Annotated in this window: 9 protein-coding genes and 11 pseudogenes; 15 read left to right on the forward strand and 5 right to left on the reverse strand. The window is 65.9% G+C overall.

Translation table 11 applies throughout. From position 1 onward, the window contains the following. Window positions 1–61: 61 nt before the first annotated feature. Window positions 62–908 (forward strand): annotated as a pseudogene (locus AC5FRZ_RS16410) (SDR family NAD(P)-dependent oxidoreductase). Window positions 909–939: 31 nt separating this feature from the next. Further along, window positions 940–1318, forward strand: a pseudogene (locus AC5FRZ_RS16415) (Rid family detoxifying hydrolase). A gap of 279 nt (window positions 1319–1597) precedes the next feature. On the opposite strand, the pseudogene AC5FRZ_RS16420 reads toward AC5FRZ_RS16415, so the two are convergent. Then, window positions 1598–2291 (reverse strand): annotated as a pseudogene (locus tag AC5FRZ_RS16420) (MFS transporter); the annotation flags it as partial. 278 nt (window positions 2292–2569) lie between these two features. Between AC5FRZ_RS16420 and AC5FRZ_RS16425 the strand changes: the two are divergent. The 8 genes and pseudogenes from AC5FRZ_RS16425 (at window position 2570) to AC5FRZ_RS16460 (ending at window position 10287) form a co-directional block, all read left to right on the forward strand. Beyond that, on the forward strand, window positions 2570–3670 hold the full coding sequence (locus tag AC5FRZ_RS16425; protein ID WP_170093045.1) for an ABC transporter ATP-binding protein: 1101 nt from the start codon (window positions 2570–2572) through the stop codon (window positions 3668–3670). A 2-nt stretch (window positions 3671–3672) separates the two neighbouring features. Continuing rightward, complete coding sequence (locus AC5FRZ_RS16430) at window positions 3673–4476, forward strand: creatininase family protein (protein WP_170093044.1); 804 nt, start codon at window positions 3673–3675, stop codon at window positions 4474–4476. A 135-nt stretch (window positions 4477–4611) separates the two neighbouring features. Next, a pseudogene (locus AC5FRZ_RS16435) lies at window positions 4612–5914 on the forward strand (ABC transporter substrate-binding protein). A gap of 3 nt (window positions 5915–5917) precedes the next feature. Beyond that, window positions 5918–6856 (forward strand): carbohydrate ABC transporter permease, encoded by a 939-nt coding sequence (locus AC5FRZ_RS16440; RefSeq protein WP_493563656.1) that lies wholly within the window; start codon window positions 5918–5920, stop codon window positions 6854–6856. After that, complete coding sequence (locus AC5FRZ_RS16445) at window positions 6853–7695, forward strand: carbohydrate ABC transporter permease (RefSeq protein ID WP_493565141.1); 843 nt, start codon at window positions 6853–6855, stop codon at window positions 7693–7695. Before AC5FRZ_RS16440 ends, AC5FRZ_RS16445 begins: the two co-directional genes overlap by 4 nt. 68 nt (window positions 7696–7763) lie before the next feature. Further along, window positions 7764–8934 (forward strand): annotated as a pseudogene (locus tag AC5FRZ_RS16450) (mandelate racemase/muconate lactonizing enzyme family protein). A 94-nt stretch (window positions 8935–9028) separates the two neighbouring features. After that, window positions 9029–9877, forward strand: a complete 849-nt coding sequence (locus AC5FRZ_RS16455; protein WP_153552027.1) for an SDR family NAD(P)-dependent oxidoreductase — start codon at window positions 9029–9031, stop codon at window positions 9875–9877. A 31-nt stretch (window positions 9878–9908) separates the two neighbouring features. Beyond that, a pseudogene (locus AC5FRZ_RS16460) lies at window positions 9909–10287 on the forward strand (Rid family detoxifying hydrolase). 279 nt (window positions 10288–10566) lie between these two features. On the opposite strand, the pseudogene AC5FRZ_RS16465 reads toward AC5FRZ_RS16460, so the two are convergent. After that, window positions 10567–11884 (reverse strand): annotated as a pseudogene (locus AC5FRZ_RS16465) (MFS transporter). A gap of 105 nt (window positions 11885–11989) precedes the next feature. On the opposite strand from AC5FRZ_RS16465, the gene AC5FRZ_RS16470 reads away from it, so the two are divergent. From AC5FRZ_RS16470 to ddfA, 3 genes are all read left to right on the forward strand, one after another. Continuing rightward, window positions 11990–13021: a radical SAM protein gene (locus tag AC5FRZ_RS16470; protein WP_493563654.1), complete on the forward strand. Its 1032-nt coding sequence runs from the start codon at window positions 11990–11992 to the stop codon at window positions 13019–13021. 94 nt (window positions 13022–13115) lie between these two features. Further along, complete coding sequence (locus AC5FRZ_RS16475) at window positions 13116–13256, forward strand: hypothetical protein (RefSeq protein ID WP_493565148.1); 141 nt, start codon at window positions 13116–13118, stop codon at window positions 13254–13256. Between the two features lie 118 nt (window positions 13257–13374). Next, the gene (gene ddfA, locus AC5FRZ_RS16480; protein WP_493563653.1) at window positions 13375–13632 is read left to right on the forward strand and encodes a DdfA family disk-determining factor; all 258 of its coding nucleotides are present in this window, start codon (window positions 13375–13377) and stop codon (window positions 13630–13632) included. A 51-nt stretch (window positions 13633–13683) separates the two neighbouring features. On the opposite strand, the gene AC5FRZ_RS16485 is transcribed toward ddfA, so the two are convergent. Next, entirely contained in the window at window positions 13684–14151 is a 468-nt protein-coding gene (locus AC5FRZ_RS16485; RefSeq protein WP_493565142.1) for a conditioned medium-induced protein 4, read from the reverse strand. Window positions 14152–14445: 294 nt separating this feature from the next. On the opposite strand from AC5FRZ_RS16485, the pseudogene AC5FRZ_RS16490 reads away from it, so the two are divergent. Then, window positions 14446–16531 (forward strand): annotated as a pseudogene (locus AC5FRZ_RS16490) ((Fe-S)-binding protein). A gap of 42 nt (window positions 16532–16573) precedes the next feature. Further along, window positions 16574–17293, forward strand: a pseudogene (locus AC5FRZ_RS16495) (competence/damage-inducible protein A); the annotation flags it as partial. Window positions 17294–17314: 21 nt separating this feature from the next. On the opposite strand, the pseudogene AC5FRZ_RS16500 reads toward AC5FRZ_RS16495, so the two are convergent. Further along, window positions 17315–19728, reverse strand: a pseudogene (locus AC5FRZ_RS16500) (DUF2309 domain-containing protein). After that, window positions 19718–21202 (reverse strand): annotated as a pseudogene (locus AC5FRZ_RS16505) (proton-conducting transporter transmembrane domain-containing protein). Before AC5FRZ_RS16505 ends, AC5FRZ_RS16500 begins: the two co-directional pseudogenes overlap by 11 nt. Window positions 21203–21485 lie beyond the last annotated feature (283 nt).

Genomic DNA, 21485 nt, shown 5'->3' on the forward strand with positions numbered 1-21485 from the left:
CCGTCGGGGCCCGCCGCCGGGGGGAACCTTCTTGGGACCCGCGACCGTGTATCGGATCGATATGATCGAGTTGTCCCTCGCGGACCGACCAGCGATAGTGACCGGCGCGTCACGAGGCATCGGGCGACAGATCGCCGCGACCTTCGCCGAGGCCGGCGGCGACGTCGCGATCTGCTCGCGATCCTACGAAGACGTGGCTCCGGTCGCCGAACAGCTCGGCAGACCACGACGGTCGGGTCGTCCCCGTCGAGTGTGACGTTACCGACCCCGACGCGGTGCGGGATCTCGTCGACGTCGCGATCGAGGAGTTCGGCGATCTGCGCGTGCTCGTCAACAACGCCGGGGGTGCCGCCGAGTCGGCGGATCTGCTCCACCGCTGTGACGAGGAGACCTTCGAGTGGATGCTCGAACTCAACCTGAAGGGCCCCTATCTGCTGGCTCGGGAGGCGCTGCCGGCGATGACTGCGGCCGGCGGCGGCTCGATGGTCCACGTCGGCTCGGTCAACGGGCTGTTCGGCATCGGGCTCTCGGGCTACTCCGAGGCCAAGAGCGGACTGTTGGCGCTCTCGCGCAACATCGCGACCCACTACGGCCAGTACGGCGTCCGATCGAACGTCCTCTCGGCGGGCACGATCGAGACCGAGAGCCGCGAGAAGGAGATGGAAAACACCGACGAGCGGGCCGCGGAGACGAGCGCCCGAGATCGCTGGCTCGACCAGTACCCGCTGGGTCGGTTCGGTCGTCCCGACGAGGTCGCCGACACCGCGCTCTTCCTGGCCTCGGAGCGGTCCGGCTTCATCACCGGCGAGAACATCGTCGTCGACGGCGGGCTCACGAGCGGCCTGCCGATGTCCTTCGAGAACGAGATATACCAGGCCGACGAGCCCCCGACCGGACGAGATCGATAGATTCAATGTCGCGTTGTGACTGGCTTCTGGTATGCGAGAAATCCATACGGACGACGCACCGAGCGCGATCGGACCGTTCTCCCAGGCGATGCAGGACGGCGACCGCATCTACGTCTCCCGGCCAGGGGCCGGTCGATCCCGAGAGCGGCGAGGTCGTCTCCGAGGACATCAAAGAGCAGACCGCACAGACCCTCGAAAATCTGGAGACGATCCTGGAGGCCGCCGACGCGTCGCTCGACGACGTGCTGAAGACGAACGTCTACGTCACCAACATGGACAACTACGACGCGGTCAACGAAGTGTACGCCGAGTACATGTCCGAGCCGTACCCGGCCCGCGCGGCCATGGAAGTGTCCCGCCTCCCAATCGACATCGGCGTCGAGATCGAACTCGTCGCTCGTAGCGAGTAACGCGGCCCGCGACGCCGCCACACTCGACCGTTCTCTGCGACACTCGCGGTAGAGGAACCTGAAAATTCTCTCGATGTTGTCGTATCTGCCCTTCTGCATTTGGAAGTAATTTCTTCTACGTGTAAACAATCATTCTGTCATCAAACTACCAAAGTTCGGCTACAAATAAGTCGATATCTGGACATGTCTGGGGTATACGCCCAGGTATCGATCTATCGAACGGTACTGTGCTGCGTTTTCGACCGTGGCTCTGTCAGACAGCGGTAACAGCCGGCGGTCTCAGCGGACGTGTCCCGGATCGACCGGCCGCGGCTCGGGCGGCTCCGGGCGTTCCCGAGACGGAGGACCAACACTCCGACGGGGACGAGCAAGACTGCGCCGACGACGAACGGCGACCAGTAGCCCACCACGGTGTAGAGCCCGCCCATCACGATCGGCCCGACCGTCCGCGCGAGGCTGCCGGCTCCCTGTGTCAGCCCGAACGCGCTCCCCTGGGTCGCGGCGGAGGCCCGCTGGGAGACGATCGTCGTCAGCGTCACCGACAACACGCCGTTGCCAAGGGGCAGCAGCGTCAGCACCGCCAGCAGTGCCAGCAAGCTTCCCCGGTGAGAAACGGTGCGACGCCGGTCAGATCGAAGACGCCGGCTCCCAGCCAGTTCGTGAACGGCAAGAGCCCGACGCCAACTGCGAGTACCGCGGTCCCACCGACTGTCAGCGACACCGCGGCGTATCGCGCCGTCAACCGCCCGATCAACACGCCCTGGACGACGACCGACAGCACTCCGATGTACGTGAGCAAGAGCGCGCTCTGACTCGCGGTGTAGCCGTACACGTCGGCCACGAACGGGATGAACATGATCTGTACCCCCGAGAAGGCAAAAGAGACGAGGAAGAACGCGGCGAGCAGTTCTCGCAACCCGGTCGTCTGTACGGCCGTCAGCAACTGTGCGATCTGGGACGGCCGCCGTGTGGTCTCGTCGCGCCTCCCGAATCGCGTAACACTTCGAGGATGTCGAACGCCAGTTCCACCGACTGGATTCGCCGTGGCGTCCGGTCGTTCGTCATGTCACTCTGTACCACTTCACCGGTTGTAAAGTTTGTCATTGTCAAATATGTGTTTGTCGGTAGATCTCATGCGGCGACAGGCGGCTTTCCTCCCGTTTCGCCGCGTGCTGGCACGTACGCGGCCGCTCACCGGAACCCGCCGATAGATTTTTTTAACCATAGTAACGCAGGGTGGTGTACGTCGCCATGAGCAAGGTACGTCTCTCTGATGTCACAAAGGTGTACGACGATCTTCTAGCGGTCAAGGAGATCGATTTCACCGTCCGGGACGGGGAATTCCTCGTGATGGTCGGTCCGTCCGGCTGTGGGAAGTCCACGACGCTCCGGATGATCGCGGGGCTCGAAACGATCACCTCGGGCGAGATCGAGATCGGCAACCAGGTCGTCAACGATGTCCGGCCACAGGACCGCAACATCGCGATGGTGTTCCAGAACTACGCGCTGTATCCCCACATGAGCGTTCGGGAAAACATGTCCTTCGGGCTGCGTCTCTCCGATGAGTACGAGGACGCCGAGATCGACGAGCGGGTGAACGACGCCGCCGATCTCCTCGAAATTCCGGAGCTGCTCGATCAGCTCCCCAAGCAACTCTCTGGCGGCCAGCAGCAGCGCGTGGCGCTGGGACGCTCCATCGTCCGAGACCCCGACGTGTTCCTGATGGACGAGCCGCTCTCGAATCTCGACGCCAAGCTCCGGACCCAGATGCGCACCGAACTCCAGCGCATCCAGGAGGAACTTGGCGTGACGACGATCTACGTCACCCACGACCAGACCGAAGCGATGACGATGGGCGACCGCATCGCCATCCTCAACGACGGCGAACTCCAGCAGATCGCCGAGCCGGAGGTGTGTTACGACCGCCCGAACAACAAGTTCGTCGCGGGCTTCATCGGCTCGCCGAGCATGAACTTCTTCGAGGTCGACGTGACCGAAAGCGGCGACGGCGTCCACCTCTCGGGCAACGGGTTCGAGACGACGCTCGGGGTGTCTCTCGACGCCGGTGCCTACACTCTCGGCGTCCGCCCCGAGGACCTGACCGTCGGCACCGACGAGGGCCACCTCGAAGCCGTCGTCGACGTCGTCGAGCCGATGGGCTCGGACAACTTCCTCTATCTGCACCCGCCCGAGGGCGACGGCGAGATCATCGCCCGCGTCGACAGCGAGTACCACCCCGATCCCGGTGAGACGGTTTCGCTGGGCTTCGACATCGAAGACATCCACTTCTTCGACGAGACGGGTGATCGCGTCCCGATCGACGACGAACCCGAAGCGATCCCGACAGCCTGAGCATGCTCTACGATTCAATCGGCGCGACCGACAGCGAGTGGGCCGGCAAGCCGTACGCCGAGATTCGCGAGGTCGCCGACAGCGACGGCTCGGTCCTCGTCGTCCCGGTGGGGAGCATCGAACAGCACGGCCACCACCTCCCGGTCGCGACGGACACCATCCTCGTCGACGCGGTCGTCCACGGTGGCACCGAACAGACGGGCGCTGACGTTCCCGTCCTCGTGACCCCGACGGTCTGGACGGGTTTCTCGCCCCACCACCTCTCGTTCGGTGGGACGCTGTCGCTTGAACTCGACCACCTCCGTGCGGTGCTCGAAGACGTAGCGCTGACTGGCATCCAGAACGGCTTCGACGCCGTCTGTTTCGTCAACGGCCACGGCGGCAACGCGGCGCTCGTCGACGCCGTCGTCAGCACCGTCGGCACCGAGACCGACGCCGAGGTCCTCGGGACGACGTACTTCACGCTGGCCACCGACGAGGTGGGAGCGCTGCGAGACAGCGAGGACGGCGGGATGGCCCACGGCGGCGAGTACGAGACTTCGTTGATGCTCCACTTGCGGCCCGACCTCGTCGCCGACGCCGCGAAGCGCGAGGGCACTCTCTGGGACGAACACTACGAGTGGAGCGGCGGCGACCTCCTGGATGGCGGTCCAGTCTCGGTGTATCGGTCCTTCGACGAGTACTCCGAGTCGGGTGCCATCGGCGCGCCGGAACTCGCCAGCGCCGAGAAGGGGGCTCGAATCTACGACGCCGTCACGAGCGAACTCGCCGCCTTGCTGGTCGCGATCCACGAACACAACGCGTGACCGATTGTTGGCCGTTGTTTTTAATAATCGACCCTGATAAATCGGCGGATTTATATACTATCGAGTGAACAATGCTGTCAGATGCCGAGCGAACAACCAGACTCACTTTCCGACGGACGTATCGACCGACGACGAATGCTCGAAGCCATCGGTGCCGGCGGCCTCATCGCCATCTCCGGCTGTATGGGCGACGGCGGCGGTGACGGCGGCGATGGCGGCGACGGCGGAGACGGCGGCGACGGTGGAAGCGACGGCGGAGACGGCGGCGACCAGCAGACCATCCAGTTCCTGACGATGGGGGTCGGCGACAACATCGCCGAGTTCTTCGAGAAGAACAACGCGGCCTTCGAAGAGGAGTACGGCGTCACGATGGACTTCACGAGCGTCACCTGGGACAACGCTCAGCAGACGGTCAACAACCGCGTCGACGGCGGCGAGGCACCCGACGTGGCTCGCTGGCCGGCCCGCTGGATCCCCCTGCTTCGTCGGCAAGGAAGCGCTCGTCCCCATCACCGACATGATGGAAGGCGAGTTCGGCGACCAGTTCTACCAGGGCATGGCAGACGGCTGTACGTACCAGGGCGAGTACTACGCCGCTCCGTGGGCTGCCTCGAACAAGTGCTTCTACTACAACAAGGACGTGTTCGAGGCGGCGGGCCTCGACCCGGAGGACCCCTGCTTCGACACCTGGGACGACATGCTCTCGGCGGCCCAGACGATCACCGAGGAGACCGACACCCCCGCACTGGGACTGGCCGGTGCCGACGCCATCGAGACCGGCTCGCAGTACTACCACTACCACTGGTCTCACGGCGCGGACCTGATCGACGACGAGGGCCAGCCGGTCGTCAACTCCGACGAGGGCGTCGAGGCGCTGAGCTTCTACTCGGACCTGCACCTCGAACACGGCGTCACCCAGTCCTCGCCGCTGTCTTCGACGCGCCAGGACATCCGCCAGCTGTTCGAGTCGGGCTCGCTGGGCATGGTCATTGCTCACGTCTATACGGGAATCAACATCGACGACAGCGACGCCGACTTCGACTACGGCATCGCACAGGTGCCCGAGGGACCCGCTGGCCGCTACAGCCTGAACACCATCGACGGCATCTCGATCTTCGCCCAGACGGAAGTCGAGGACCTCGCGCGAGATCTGCTGCGGTTCTACTTCGACGAGGACCGCCACTTCGAGTACGCAAGCAGCAAGGGGTTCATGCCGACGGTCGAGGCGGTCGGCGAGCGTGACTACTTCCAGGACTCGGAGAACTGGGCACCGTTCATCGAGGCCGGTCAGTACGCTCGTGCTCGGCCGAAGCTCTCGAACTTCAACGAGTTCAACAACCGCATGGTCCAGGCGATCCAGGAAGCGCTGGGCGACCAGAAGTCCCCCCAGCAGGCCCTGGACGACGCACAGGCGGACCTCGAAGAGATGATGCAATAACAGATGGGCGTCGCAGAAGAGTACACGGAGTCGCCGGCCGACTCCCGTTTCGAACGGGGACTGCAGTACCTGTGGAAACACAGACAGGCGTATCTCCTGATCGCGCCGGCCGCGATCTTCCTGCTGAGCGTCGTCGGGTGGCCGATCCTGGAGACGTTCCGGCTGTCTTTTTACGAGTCACCGGCCGACTCGACGATCGAGACGTACGTCGGCTTCCAGCACTACGTGGAGATCTTCCAGAGCGACATCTTCTATCAGTTGCTCTGGCAGACCGGCCGCTGGGTGCTGGTCGGCGTCGCCGGCAAGGCGCTGCTGGGCCTGCTGATCGCAGTTCACCTCAAGGGTGACATCAAGGGCCGGAAGTTCTTCCGGACGGCGTTTCTCATCCCGTGGGGGATTCCCTACGCGATCTCGGCGGTCGTCTTCCGCTGGATCGAGCACCCCCAGTACGGCTACCTCAACGCGATCCTGATCAAGCTGGGCGTGATCGATCAGGGGATCGGTATCCTCGGGAACCCGGAGATCGCCTGGCTCGGCGTCGTCGTGGCCGACATCTGGATCGGGACGCCGTTCATGGCGATCATCTTCCTCGCGGGGCTCCAGTCGATCCCCGAGGAGCTGTACGAAGCCGCAGCCATCGACGGCGCGGAGAAGTGGGAGCAGTTCCGCTACATCACGATCCCACAGCTCAAGAGCGTCATCCTGATCGCGACGCTGCTGTCGACGATCTGGACGTTCGTCAGCTTCGACACCATCTGGACGATGACCGGCGGCGGGCCGATCAACACCACGTCCACGCTCGTGATCTGGATCTACCAGGTCGGGCTGCAAAACGGGAACCTCGGCCGTGGCGCGGCCTACAGCGTCGTCGGGTTCCTGTTCCTGCTGGTGTTTGCCGTGATCTACCTGCGGATCTACACCAGCGGAGGTGACGAACTATGATGGCCGGCCAGGAGCGCAGCCAGCTCCGCAAAGTCCGCCTCTACGGCGTGTTGATCGCGCTGCTGGGGATCATGATGTTCCCCTTCTACGCGATGTTCTCCAGTACGCTCAAACAGGAGTCGGAGATCTTCTCCAGTCCGGCGACGCTGTTCCCCGCGGACCTGTCTTTCCAGTCGTATCTGGCCGTCTGGGGCCAGACCGACGTGTTGCTGTGGGTCGGTAACAGCTTCCTCATCTCGCTGGGGACCGTCGCGCTGACGCTGTTGCTGGCGATCCCGGCGGCGTACTCCTGTGCGCGCAACGACTTCGTCGGCAAGCGATCGTTCCTGCTGGCGGTCCTCGTCGTGCAGATGTTCGCGCCGGTGGTGCTGATCGTCGGCCTGTTCGACGTCATCACCCAGTTCGGGATCTACAACACGTACCTCGCGGTGATCATCCCGGCGGCCGCGTTCACGCTGCCGTTCAACGTCTGGATGCTGTACGGGTACTTCCAGACGATACCGGAGTCACTGGAGGAGTCGGCCCGGATCGACGGGGCCAGCCAGCGACAGATCCTCACCAAGATCGTGCTCCCGCTGACCAAGCCCGCGCTGGTCGCGAGCATCACCTACACGTTCCTCTACGCGTGGAACCGACTGCTGTTCGTGCTCACCTTCCTCACCGACGCGGGGAAGTACAACATCCCACGCGGGGTGTTCTCGATGGTCGGGGCACTCCAGACCGACTGGCGGATGATGCTGACGGTCTCCGTGATCGGCATCCTGCCGCTGTTGGTCCTGTTTGCCTTCCTCGAGGAGTACATCGTCGCGGGCATGACTGCGGGCGCGGTCAAGGAGTAACGTCCCCACCCTTTCTCTCCTCGGCCAGAGCCGATACGTTCATTGTGGCTCCGCTGGCACACGTGAGCATGGAGATCACCGACGTGACAGCGACGACTGTCGACGTACCGCTGGTGGACCTCGAGGAACGTCTCGGGATCGGTCCGTACGTGACCAACCACGGCCGCGTCGAATCGATGGAACGTGTCCTCGTCCGCGTGGACACCGACGAGGGCATCGCCGGCTGGGGCGAGATGCGGACCTTCCTCTCACCGGCGGCCACGGAGTCGATCATCGAAGACGGAATCGGTCCGCTGATCGAAGGCCAGTCGCCGTTCGAGGTCGAACGGCTCCGCCGACAGGTGTTCATCGAGTACACCAACATCGAACTGTTCTTCGCCGCCGTCGAGACGGCCTGCTGGGACATCGCCGGCAAGGCACTCGACAAGCCGGTCTTCGAACTGCTCGGCGGGGCGACCGCACCGTACCAGACGACCGCGATGAACGCCGCCGCTGGTGGTGCCGACGCCGCCGACGACCGCGCCGTCGAGTTCGCCTTCTGTCTGGGTATCCTCTCGCCCGAAGAGTCCCGCGTGAAGGCCCAGGAGGCCCTCGACGCCGGCTTCTCCGTCCTCAAGACCAAGGCCGGCCGTGACTGGCAACAGGACGTGGCCCGCATCCAGGCGATGCACGACGAGGTCGACGGGCAACTGGAGTTCCGACTCGACCCCAATCAGGGCTGGTCGCTCGATCAGGGCGGTCTGCGTCGGGGCCGCACTCGAAGAGTCCGGCATCTTCCTGCAGTACATGGAACAGCCCATCCGCGTCAACGCCCACGACTCGCTGGCGGCGCTGCGCCAGCGTCTGCGCCAGCCGATCGCTCCCAACGAGGACACGTACATCCCCAACAATCTCCGCTCGCTCGTCGAGGCCGGCGCGATGGACGTGGCGGTCCTCGATCTGACTCCGGCGGGCGGCATCGCGGGACTGCGCCAGCAGGCGGCCATCGTCGAGGACGCCGGTGTCCCCTACACGCACCACTGCGCGTTCGACCTCGGGATCCGGACGGCCGCGATCTTGCACGCGGTCCACGGGATCCCCGGATTCTCCCTCCCGCCGGACACGACCTACTACGGCTGGGAAGACGACGTCATCGCGGACCCCTTCACCGTCGAGGAGGGCCGGATGACCGTGCCGGACGACCCCGGCCTCGGGATCGACGTCGATCTCGACACCGTCGAGGAGTACCGCGTCCGATAGCTGTCGTCGTCGACAGATCGTCGTTCGCTCTGCTCCCGTCGGGGCCCGCCGCCGGGGAACCTTCTTGGGACCCGCGACCGTGTATCGGATCGATATGATCGAGTTGTCCCTCGCGGACCGACCAGCGATAGTGACCGGCGCGTCACGAGGCATCGGGCGACAGATCGCCGCGACCTTCGCCGAGGCCGGCGGCGACGTCGCGATCTGCTCGCGATCCTACGAAGACGTGGCTCCGGTCGCCGAACAGCTCACGGCAGACCACGACGGTCGGGTCGTCCCCGTCGAGTGTGACGTTACCGACCCCGACGCGGTGCGGGATCTCGTCGACGTCGCGATCGAGGAGTTCGGCGATCTGCGCGTGCTCGTCAACAACGCCGGGGGTGCCGCCGAGTCGGCGGATCTGCTCCACCGCTGTGACGAGGAGACCTTCGAGTGGATGCTCGAACTCAACCTGAAGGGCCCCTATCTGCTGGCTCGGGAGGCGCTGCCGGCGATGACTGCGGCCGGCGGCGGCTCGATGGTCCACGTCGGCTCGGTCAACGGGCTGTTCGGCATCGGGCTCTCGGGCTACTCCGAGGCCAAGAGCGGACTGTTGGCGCTCTCGCGCAACATCGCGACCCACTACGGCCAGTACGGCGTCCGATCGAACGTCCTCTCGGCGGGCACGATCGAGACCGAGAGCCGCGAGAAGGAGATGGAAAACACCGACGAGCGGGCCGCGGAGACGAGCGCCCGAGATCGCTGGCTCGACCAGTACCCGCTGGGTCGGTTCGGTCGTCCCGACGAGGTCGCCGACACCGCGCTCTTCCTGGCCTCGGAGCGGTCCGGCTTCATCACCGGCGAGAACATCGTCGTCGACGGCGGGCTCACGAGCGGCCTGCCGATGTCCTTCGAGAACGAGATATACCAGGCCGACGAGCCCCCGACCGGACGAGATCGATAGATTCAATGTCGCGTTGTGACTGGCTTCTGGTATGCGAGAAATCCATACGGACGACGCACCGAGCGCGATCGGACCGTTCTCCCAGGCGATGCAGGACGGCGACCGCATCTACGTCTCCGGCCAGGGGCCGGTCGATCCCCGAGAGCGGCGAGGTCGTCTCCGAGGACATCAAAGAGCAGACCGCACAGACCCTCGAAAATCTGGAGACGATCCTGGAGGCCGCCGACGCGTCGCTCGACGACGTGCTGAAGACGAACGTCTACGTCACCAACATGGACAACTACGACGCGGTCAACGAAGTGTACGCCGAGTACATGTCCGAGCCGTACCCGGCCCGCGCGGCCATGGAAGTGTCCCGCCTCCCAATCGACATCGGCGTCGAGATCGAACTCGTCGCTCGTAGCGAGTAACGCGGCCCGCGACGCCGCCACACTCGACCGTTCTCTGCGACACTCGCGGTAGAGGAACCTGAAAATTCTCTCGATGTTGTCGTATCTGTCCTTCTGCATTTGGAAGTAATTTCTTCTACGTGTAAACAATCATTCTGTCATCAAACTACCAAAGTTCGGCTACAAATAAGTCGATATCTGGACATATCTGGGGTATACGCCCAGGTATCGATCTATCGAACGGTACTGTGCTGCGTTTTCGACCGTGGCTCTGTCAGACAGCGGTGACAGCCGGCGGTCTCAGCGGACGTGTCCCGGATCGACCGGCCGCGGCTCGGGCGGCTCCGGAGCGTTCCCGAGACGGAGGACCAACACTCCGACGGGGACGAGCAAGACTGCGCCGACGACGAACGGCGACCAGTAGCCCACCACGGTGTAGAGTCCGCCCATCACGATCGGCCCGACCGTCCGCGCGAGGCTGCCGGCTCCCTGTGTCAGCCCGAACGCGCTCCCTGGGTCGCGGCGGAGGCCCGCTGGGAGACGATCGTCGTCAGCGTCACCGACAACACGCCGTTGCCAAGGGGCAGCAGCGTCAGCACCGCCAGCAGTGCCAGCAAGCTTCCCCGGTGAGAAACGGTGCGACGCCGGTCAGATCGAAGACGCCGGCTCCCAGCCAGTTCGTGAACGGCAAGAGCCCGACGCCAACTGCGAGTACCGCGGTCCCACCGACTGTCAGCGACACCGCGGCGTATCGCGCCGTCAACCGCCCGATCAACACGCCCTGGACGACGACCGACAGCACTCCGATGTACGTGAGCAAGAGCGCGCTCTGACTCGCGGTGTAGCCGTACACGTCGGCCACGAACGGGATGAACATGATCTGTACCCCGAGAAGGCAAAAGAGACGAGGAAGAACGCGGCGAGCAGTTCTCGCAACCCGGTCGTCTGTACGGCCGTCAGCAACTGTGCGATCTGGGACGGCCGCCGTGTGGTCTCGTCGCCGCGGGCGGGGCCGGCAGCGACTCCGGCAGGAACAACACCGTGACGACGACGCCACAGAGACTCGCCGCGGCGGCGGCGAAACTCGGCAGCGAGAAGCGGGTGATAGCCACGATCGGGACGAGGCTGTCGACGGCGGCGACGACGCCGTCGAAGCTCAACACTGCGCCGATTCCGGGACCGAAGATAAAGCCCAGTCCGAACGCGGCCCCGAGCAGGCCCAGTGACTTCGCTCGCTCCTCCCGCGGGGTCACGTCTGCGACGTAGGCCTGTGCCGTCGAGAGGTTCCCGCCCATCGCACCTGCGAGCATGCGCGAGACGAACAACAGCCACAGCGCGTCGGCCAGCCCGAAGACGGTCCAGGCGATCACCGATCCGCCGAGCGACACCACGATGACGGGGCGGCGGCCGATCCGGTCCGAGAGCGAGCCCAGCAGTGGGGCGAAGACGAATTGCATGAGCGAGTACGAGGCCGCCAGCAGTCCGATGACGAACTCCGTGCCCCGGGGAACGTTCGCGTGTAGTAGGGCAGGATCGGGATGATGATCCCGAACCCCAGCAGGTCGAGAAAGACGACGGCGAAGACGATCGCGAGCCCACGCCGCGAGCGAGTGGCCATACGCTCCGTACGGACGGCCGGTACTTACGAGTGGGTACGAGACCGAGGCGCTGCGATCGCGTTTCGGACGCTTTTTGCCGCTGGACGAACAAGACCGGACACTGAATGATCTCCAAGGGCTGTGAACAGTGTGCCGAGGGCGGGAAGATGGTCATGTTCGTCTACGGCTACTGTGACCAGCGCGATTGCTTCTACTGTCCGCTGGGCGAGAACCGCAAGAACGTCGACCAGGTGTACGCAAACGAGCGCCCCGTCGAGTCCGACGAGGACGTGATCGCCGAGGCGAAACTGATGGACGCGCTGGGGACCTCCATCACGGGTGGCGAGCCCCAGGAGGCGCTGGACCGAACCTGTCACTACCTCGAACTGCTGAAAGACGAGTTCGGCGAGGACCACCACACGCACCTCTACACGGGGATCACGGGCGGGCGCGAGAACATGCGCCGCCTCAGCGAGGCCGGCCTCGACGAGATCCGCTTTCACCCGCCCCTCGAACAGTGGGGCGATTTGCATGGCACCGAGTGGGAGGAGATCCTCTACATCGCACGCGAGGAGGGTCTCACGCCGGCCTTCGAGATCCCCGGCATCCGCGCCGAAACGGAGTTCCTCGACTTTCTCGACGAGGGTGCGGCGGAGTTCTGCAACATCAACGAGTTCGAGATGTCCGACGGAAACTTCCGCCGGATGCAAGAGGAGGGCTTCGAGCGCAAGGAAGGCCACATGAGCGCCGTCGAAGGCAGCCACGAGATCCTGGAGACGATGGGCGACCACGAGAAGGTCTACTTCTGTACCTCCGTGTTCAAAGACGCCGCCCAGCACCGCTCTCGGATGAAGCGCATGGCCCGCAACATCGGCCGCGAGTTCGACGAGATCACCGACGACGGCACGCTCGTCTACGGCAAGACCTGGGTCGGCGAGGACCGCCTGCAGGAACTGGGCGTGCCCAAGGAGTTCTACGCCGTGAAATCGGAGCACGTCGAACTCGCCTGGTGGCTCCTCGAGGAGATGGTCGAGGACGGCGACGTGCCCAACGGCGAGATCGTCGAACAGCACCCGACCTACGACGGCACCGTCGTCGAACGGACGCCGCTGTCGTCGGGGCAGTCGGGAAGCGGGCAGTCGGCGGCTGGAGACTGAGTCTGTCCGGCGACGGAGTCGCCGGTTCCTTGCAGCCGAGTGTAACGAGGCTGCAGCCTTTAGCGTAGATTTTTGCGCCGAGGGGTTCGCCGCAGTGAGCGAAGCGAACGAGGAAACCCGAGGCGGAAACCATACTCCGCGGCAACACCCGACCTACGACGGCACCGTCGTCGAACGGACGCCGCTGTCGTCGGGGACCGACGCCGACAGCGGTCAGTCCGCAGCGAGCGACTGATACTGCCGATTGACTCTCAGCCTGACACTTCTGCCGGGTGTCTGGACACCGACCCGTCTGTACAATCTGTTGAAATGTCTGACGAACTTTTATTAATTAGTGTTGACTTTTATGAAACATGGCAGCGACCGAACGTGGGAACGGCGTCGAAATCGACGACGAGTGGGAGCCAAGCACCGCGATCGTCCGCGCGGTCAGTTCACACACTGGACAGCCGGTGATGGAACTCCCACCGCTGTACGAAGCCGTCGACCCGGACGCGCTGGACGCGCTGTTCAGCGGTCGCCAGACGCTCGGCGTGCTCACGTTCGCGTACGCCGGCTACGACGTGACGGTTCGTACCGATCAGACGGTCGACGTGGTCGCTCACGGCTGATTCGGCTGGCGACACGTCGCTCGCGATCGGTGGGGATCGTCACAGACGGCACTAGAAGTCCACGTCGGCGTCTTCCTCCAGCGAGCCGATGTCTTCGGTCGCTTCGCCGAGGCCGTCGTCACGGACGCCGTCGGTCAGGACCGTCCCGATCCCGGCGTCGTGGAGCACGTCTTCGTACTCGCTCTGGAAGCGGCCGCTGACTTGCCGGGCGCGGGTCTGGGCGGTGACGACGCGCCGGTAGCGTGCCAGTTCGGCTTCCGTGAGATCGAACGCCTCGCGGACGGTCTCGGCGGTGTCGCCCTCGCGCAGTCGCGCCAGGTCGAACGGTGCGTCGGTGTCCTCGTCTCGGAGCAGGTGGAGGTCGATCCGGGCACGGGTGACCACGTCGGTGTCGGCGTCGACGGCGTCGGCGATGGCCGCGTCGTCGTCGCCCTCGTAGTAGCGACGGACGACCGTGACGAGTGCCTCGTCCGACAGCGGCGTGTCCACCTCGAAGCGCTCGCGCAGGCGGTCGATCACTGTCAGCAGGCGCTCTTCGACGCCCCCCCTCGTCGGAGAGTAGCGAGCCGTGGCCGTCCTCCTGGCGCTCGGTGACGGTGTCCTCGCCCGCTACGTCGACGAAGATGTCACGGAGTTCCTCGGTTTTCTCGTCCATCGGACCGTACGTCTGTGCCTTCTACCGTTTATACCTGTCGACGACGTGGCAAGACCGCGATCGCCGACGAGGCAGACAACTCAAAACAGTTGTATCATTCCCGCAAGACGGCGCGGGTTCGGAGCAAAATTTAAGCGGCTCCCGGTTCGTGGTAGCACATGACAGTTCCACTCCAGACCACCACCAGACCGACCTTCTGGCAGATCGGACCGGTCGGAAAGGCGGTGTTCTACTACCTCGCGGCGCTGGCGTTGCTCGTGTTCGCCTTCGGCGTGTACGAGCGTATCACCCGCTACACGCGCGGGAGCGACGAGCCGTTCCCGCGTCTGGACGCGCTCCCCTCGCGGATCCTCTCGGGCGCGCGCCTCGCGCTGACAAACGCCAAGCAGTTCGACCGCGACCTCGTCGCGGGCGTGATGCACACGCTTGTCTTCTGGGGCTTTCTGACGCTGTTGATCGGGACGACTATCCTTGGCATCGACATGGACCTCTACCGGCCCCTGACCGGCGAGTCCTTTTTCGTCGGCGACTTCTATCTCTCGTACTCCTTCGTGATGGACGCGATGGGGCTGTTGTTCGTCGTCGGCGTCGGCGTCGCGATGTGGCGGCGGTACGGCCGCCGGACGGACCGACTCCACGGCCGCCACACCTCTCGGGAAGACGACTACTTCCTCGGCGTCCTCTTCCTGCTCGGCGTCGGCGGGTACGTCACCGAGGCCGTCCGCATCCTCGGGACGAGTGCGGTCCGTGACGTGAGCTTCGAGACGTGGAGTTTCGTCGGCTGGGCGGGCAAGGAGTGGCTCGCCGCCGCCGGTGTCACCCCCGAGATGGCGACCGCTGCCTACCCCGTGATCTGGTGGAGCCACTCGCTGCTGGCGCTCGCGTTCGTCGCCTGGGTCCCCTACGCCAAGCCCTTCCACATGCTGTCGTCGTTCGCCAACGTCGTCACTCGCGACGAGAAGGCCGGCAAGCGACTCCCCGGCGTCCCCGCCGACGCCAGCCCGGAGGAGATCGGCCCCAGCGAGATCGACGACTTCTCCTGAAACAGCTGCTCGACCAGGACGCCTGCACGAAGTGTGGGCGCTGTTCCTCGGCCTGCCCCGCCAAGGAATCGGGGCGACCGCTCGATCCCCGCGACGTGATCCTCGACCTGAAACAGTACCGCGAGGATCGGGACGACGGCGGCGAGGCCGTCGACATTATCGCTGATGGAGGCACGTCAGTCATCGACAGCGCGACGATGGAGTCCTGTATGGCCTGTATGGCCTGCATGGACGCCTGTCCGGTCGAGATCGAACACCTCACCCACTTCACCGAGATGAACCGCCGGCTGACGGAGTCGGGTCAGATGGACGAACACGTCCAGGACGCGATGATGAACGTCTTCCAGCAGGGCAACACCTTCGGCGAACCCGAGCGCAAGCGGCCCGACTGGACCGACGACCTCGAGTTCGACGTGCCCGACGCCCGCGACGAGCCCGTCGACTACCTCTGGTACGTCGGGGACTACCCAGCTACGACGACCGCAACCAGGAGATCGCGACGGCGCTGGCCCGCGTGTTCGAAGCCAGCGACGCCTCCTACGGCATCCTCTACGAGGACGAGCAGACCGACGGCAACGACGTGCGCCGCGTCGGCGAGGAGGGGCTCTACGAGATGCTCGTCGAGGACAACGCCGCCGCCATCCAGGACTGCGAGTTCGACCGGATCGTCTGTACGGACCCACACTCGTTCAACACGTTCAAACACGAGTACCCCGAGTTCGAGGCCTGCGAGTGGGACGGCGCGGACGTGGCCCACTACACGCAGGTCGTCGCCGACCTCGTCGAGACCGGGCGACTGGCCGTGCCCGCGACGCTCACAGACACCGTCACCTACCACGACCCCTGCCACCTCGGGCGGTACAACGGCGAGTTCGAGGCCCCGCGGGGAGCGATCGACGCCACCGGCGTCGACCGCGTGGAGATGCCCCGCAACCGCGACGACTCCTTCTGCTGTGGCGGGGGCGGTGGCGGCCTCTGGATGGACCTCGAAGAAGAGGAGAAACCCAGCGAGGAGCGCCTGCGCGAGGCCCTGGAGGACACCGAAGCGGGTTCGGCCGTGGACCGCTTCGTCGTCGCCTGCCCGATGTGCATGACGATGTACGAGGACGGCCGCAAGACCGGCGACTACGAGGACGACATCGAGATCGTCGGCCTCACCGAGTTGCTGGCCGAAGCCATCGCCGCCGAGAGCGCGGCGTAACCGTCGCCAACACTTACCTCCCGAGGATCTTACGACGGCCCGATGCAGGTCGCGCTCATCACCGTCGGCGACGAGATCCTTTCGGGGACACGGAGAACACGAACGCCGGGTGGCTGGCCCGCCAGCTGACCGAGCGCGGGGCCACGGTCACGCGGATGCTCACGATCCCCGACGACCGGGCGCTGATCGCCCGCCACGTCCGGGAGTGGGCCGACGCCTTCGACGCCGTGATCGTCACGGGCGGCCTGGGCGACACGCCCGACGACGTGACTCTCGAAGCGGTCGCCGACGCCTTCGACCGCGAGATGACCGTCCAGCCCGACGTGCGCGAGCGCGTCGAGGAGAAGGCTCGTCAGTACCGCGAGCAGAACCCAGAACGCTACGAGGAACACGACTTCGATCTGGACTTCGCGGAGACGGCCGCGCTTCCCGCAGACGCCCGCCCGCTCCAGACGGCGGCCAGCTTCAACCCCGGCTGCGTGGTCGAGAACGTCTACGTCTTCCCCGGCTTCCCGAGGAGTTGCAAGCGATGTTCGACAGCGTCGCCGACGACTTCGGCGGCGACGCGGTCGCCGAGTCCCGACGGCCACGCCCGAGGGCGCGCTGAAGGACGTGCTCGCGGGCGTTCGCGAGCGGTTCGACGTGGCGGTCGGCAGCTATCCGGCACACGGGGAGGCAGACGGGCGGGTGAAGGTGTCGGGGACCGACCCGGAGGCGGTCGAGACCGCCGCCGAGTGGGTCGCCGAGCGAGTCGACAGCCCCGGTAGCTGCTCGGACGGGAGATCAGTCGTCGGCCGTCGAGGGCGTCGCCGTGGCTGTCTGTTCCGGGGTCGTCGGTGCCTGCTCGTCGACTGGCGTCCACTCCAGGTCCTCGGTGTAGTGGAACGCGCGGTGCTCTTGCTCGGGGTCGACGACGGTGAGGTGGAGCCAGTCGTTGTCCAGTAGCTCCGTCACCGAGGGTTGTCGGCGAGCACGTCGGTGACGCGTTCGACGGGCGCGTGGACGACCGTCGAGAGGCGGAGCGGCTGGTGGTACGGTTCGTCGTCGGCAGCCATCAGCGATTGCAGCGGGAGGCCGGTCAGCAGGTCGCCGCCGTTGCCCTGGTAGACGCCGACGTTGCCGACGGGGTTGTGGGTCACCTTCGAGCCGCTGCCGAAGACGGCGTTGTCGACCGTCGAGAAGTAGTACTGGGCGTTGATCCACTGGGTGACGACCATCGGCCCGGTCAGAATGCCTTCGAGCGCGTCGCCCTCGTCGGTCGTCCAGTCGTAGGAGTGGAGGAACGCGCGGGCGTCCAGATCGAGCCCGTCGGTGAGTTCCCGCGGGCCGACGACGAAGCCAGCGTTGCCCGCCAGACCCTCCGGGCGCGTCTCTGCCCAGTCGGCCGCGCGGCGGTGCGTCTCACGGCCTGCGTCGCCGTCTGCACCCATGTCGTCGGCGCGCTCGGCGGCCGCGCCGGCCCGCGCGGTTTCGAGGTCCGCACGGAGCTGTCGTACGTCCTCGGCGTGTGTCTCTCGGGGACGGCGTCCGCGTACAGCTCGATCTCGTCGGTGGTCGTGTTGTGCTCGCCCGCCAGGAAGTAGGTGTCCTCGGGCACGTCGATGCCACGGTCACGCAGGCGTTCCCTGACGGCCTCGTCGTTGCAGAGAGCGGCGAGGACGCGGGCGCTGGGGCCGCCGGGATTGCCGGCGCAGGCACCGCAGTCGAGGCTGGCGTCGAAGGGGTTGTTCGCCGTCTGGCTCGCGTGGCCGGTGAACACGACGAGACGGGCGAACTGCTCCCACCCCATCAACTCGAAGGCCGTCGCGGCGTACTCGGTCTTCTCCTCGACTGTCAGCCCCGCCGGGAGTTCGTGGGCGTGGTCGGGATCGTGATCGACGGCCGGCTCCCAGACAGCGTGGTCGTCGGGCGTGCGATCGTCGACGGCGTCAACCAGGTCGTGGACGCGTCCGGGGACCAGCGTCCGGGCCGCGAGTGCGGCTCCGTACCCCGCGCCGGTGCTCTCGACGTAGCTGAACGCCGTCGCGGCGTTGGAGCGGAGCCGCCCGATCACGCTCTCGGCGGCTTCGCGCATCGCCGTCCAGCGGTCGTGTTCGGCGTGGCGCGACCCCTCGCCGTCCGTGGGGCGATCCGCGATGCGGTGCTGTGGGTCGAGGATCGGCGGGCAGGCGTCGACGGTCACCGCTGCGTCGTGGCCCTCGTAGCGCATCGGGACGCCGAAGAAGCCGGCGTAGCCGTGGGTCTCGTAGTCGCCAGCGGCCTCGACGTGGCGGCGGATGATCTCCGAGCGCGTGTCGATACAGAAGACGGCTGTGCGTCCGGTCTGTCCCCCTCGTCGGTCGCTGCGACCGACTCGCTGGCGTCGGTGGCTCCGCGACGAGCGCCGAGCGGTAGGTCGCTTCCCAGGCGGTCAGCCAGACCTCGGGGAGCGGGACGGCTCCGTCGGCCGTGGCGTCGTCTCCGTCTGCCTCTTCGGGCGTGCGCGGGGCGTCGAACAGGTCGACCAGCGTCAGGCGAACCGCCAGGTAGCCGGCCAGCGTGATCGGGTACGCGGACTGCCAGGCGTCCCCGTCGTCGGCCCGCTGCTTGAGCAGGCCGGTCCAGCCCGGCAGCGCGGCCAGGTGGAACTCGAAGATCTCCGGCCACTCTCCGACGGGATCGTTCACGAGCGCTCTCGGATGGCGTCCAGCGGACGGTCCGGAAGCTCGGCGATCGCTTCGGCGTCTGGGATTTCCCCGTCGTGGCGAGCGACGGCGCGGAACGCGTCGTAGAAGCCGTCCTCGCGTTCCGGCATCGGCCACTTGGCCTGTCCCTGATCGAGGAACGCCGACAGCCACTTGGTCAGCACCGCGTCGACCCGGTCGGTTGCGGTCGCCGTCTCGGTCGCCTCGGCCCGCTCCGCCGTTGCCATGCGGTCGAGCGTCGCCTCGGGCTCGCTCTCGTACCCGTGTTCGCGCAACGTATCACGGAGAACGTCGGGGTCGATCCGTCCGTCCTCCCAGGCGCGGCGGAACACGTCGGCGTCGGGGTAGCCGTCGCTCCCCAGCGTGTCTGCTGCGGCCGCGACGGCCTCGTGGAAGGGCTGGTCCTCGAAGCCAGAGAGGGTTGGCCGTCACGAACGAGTGCAACGGCCAGCGGGAGCCGACCGTCTGTGCTGCCGTCTCGATACTCTCGTGGATCGCGTCGTCAGTACTCATTGTACTCCTCCGTCGCGGTCAGTTGCGTCTCGGACGGTGGCTGTGTGGCGTTCAAAAGCACCACGTAGAGGCGCTGGCTGTGCTTGTAGGCACCGCGCTCGATCGCGAGGTAGGTGGCGACGAACGCGGCGGCGATGAGTCCGTGGGCCACCGTCAGCTCCGCGGTCGCTCCGACCCCGGAAGTCCGCCGAGCAGTCCCTCGATCGTCCCGTAGACGGCGGCGTAGATCCCGATCGCCGGCAACGCTACCAGCGGGACGGCTCCGTACCGGACCGACGCGGGCAGCGCCGACCGCGTGACGAGATCGCGCGCGGCGTGAAGCACCGTCAGCACGACCAGCAGCGTGAGCACCAGCCCGCTGTCCAGCTTCGTCCCTTTCCCGGTGAGCGCGGCGAACAGGACGCCGCCGGCCAGTGCGGTGGCGGCGACCACGACCGCGCCGAGGGGTCCCGCCGAACTGGTCGCCGTCGTCGACTTCGGGCTCTCGTGGGCCACCTGACTCCCGAGAACCAGGAACTGGTAGCCCTTGTAGAACCCGTGCAGGATGAGGTGCGTGACGGCGGCCCCGAAGAACCGAAGCCGGCCTGCATGATCATGAACCCCATCTGGCCGACCGTCGAACAGCCGAGCTTCCCTTTCACGTCCGTGCGGACGGTCTTCAGGAGCTTTCCCGACAGCGCGCTGGTCGCACCGACGACGGCGACGGCCAGCATGAACGCGCTGTCGACGGTGATCACCGGCGCGAAGCGAACCAGCAGGACGCCACCGGCGTTGACGAAGCCGGCGTGCATCAGTGCGGAGGCTGGCGTCGGTGCGGTCATCGACGAGACGAGCCAGGTGTGGAACGGGACGAGCGCGGACTGGATCATCGCCGCCAGCACGAGCGCGGTCGCCACAAACAGCACGACCGTCCCAGAGGCCTCGCCCAGCGCCGACGCGACGCCGGAGACCGTCGTCGCGCCGGTGTGCCACCACAGCGTTCCGAGCGCGACCGCGAGCGCGGCGGTGCTGGCCAGGAAGTACCGGCGCGAGAGCGCGGCGGCGGCCCGTGCCTGTGGCCACTCGTCGACGTGGCCGATCAGGTCGGCCATCACCAGCCCCATCGCCAGCCACGCGGCCACGAACAGCGCGAGGGCGTCGGCGGCAACCAGGACCATCACGATCAGCGTGAACGCGAACACGCGCCCGAAGAAGCGATCGATCGTCCGGTTGCCGGCCATGTAGCGGCGCAGTAGCTGTGGACGATCCCGCTGACGAAGGTGACCGTCACCCACATCACGGCGGTCAGGCCGTCGACCGCGACGAGACCGTCGAGTTCCCAGGGTCCGCCGCCCCGGAGCCGAAGCGCCAACACGCCGATACTCGCGACACAGAGGACCCACACGAGTCGCGTCAGTGTCGCCGCGACGCGCGAGTCCTCGCCGTCTGGCGTCGGTAGCTGTCCTACGGTCGTCGTCTGCGTTTGTCCGGTCATCGTTTGGTCCGTCTCCGACCGATCACCCCCGCGTGGCACACGCGATCACAGCGATCGGTCATCTTCACCCAGATGTACGAACAGACTGTCTATTAAAACTATCTATACTACCAGATCGTTCTGGAAGAAGTAGATTATAGAACGTGATGGTCTCCCCTCTGAGAGTCACCTGAACGCCACCGCGGGCCATCGAACACGAGACGACGAGGGCCAGTCGCCCGCCAGATCCCTCGCCCGGATCGGCCCCAAATCGCCGTTCTTCGAGCGCTTCGAGCACGGTACC

It is taken from the genome of Halomicrobium sp. HArcht1-1, from assembly GCF_058933285.1.